The sequence below is a fragment of the Sporosarcina sp. BP05 genome (genome assembly GCF_014282005.1).
In the GTDB taxonomy this organism is placed as follows: Bacteria; Bacillota; Bacilli; order Bacillales_A; family Planococcaceae; genus Sporosarcina.
Window position 1 is genome coordinate 1 of sequence record NZ_JACFTD010000078.1, and the last position, 660, is coordinate 660.

At 34.2% G+C, this 660-nt stretch carries 1 protein-coding gene; it reads left to right on the top strand.

Going from position 1 to position 660, the window contains the following annotated elements:
- Positions 1-17: 17 nt before the first annotated feature.
- Positions 18-660, top strand: a 643-nt coding sequence (gene mobV, locus H2672_RS19230) for a MobV family relaxase (protein WP_255485938.1), incomplete at its 3' end; no start/stop codon positions are given.

Here is a 660-nt window from a genome sequence, read left to right on the forward strand (position 1 = left end):
AGCAAAATTATGATTTGTTGAATGATCAAAATTTAAAATATGAAAGTGAAATTAAAGAAAAAATCTCGGAGCAAGTGAAAAGAAAACCTCGTGCGAATTCGGTTGTCCTTTCAGAATTTATGGTGACAGCTTCACCTGGATATATGAATTCACTTTCTGCCGAAGAGCAAAAAAAATATTTTGAGAAGTCGCTTGAATTTATCCAGGAGCGATATGGCCCAAAAAATACACTCTATGCAGTCGTTCATCAAGACGAGGCAACACCCCATATGCACGTTGGCGTAATCCCGATTACAAAAGACAATCGTTTATCTGCAAAAGATATTTTTAATAAACAAGAATTGAGAGAGCTGCAAGAGGAATTTCCGAAGCATTTACAAGAACATGATTTTGAAATTGTACGTGGTGAAAAAGGTTCGGAGAAAAAGCATTTGAGTTCACAGGAATATAAAGAAAAACAGGACTTGGAGAAAGAAATTCAGTTGCTAGATAAAAAGATTGATGGAAAGAAACAAGAATATATAGATTTGAGCGAAGCATTACCCCAAGAAAAATTAGATGTTAAGGTTCGGAAAGAAATTAAATCTGAAGTCAAACAAAAATTGTTTGGTGATGCTGAAATCACTAAAAAAGAAACGGGCAATTATGTTTTAACTCCCA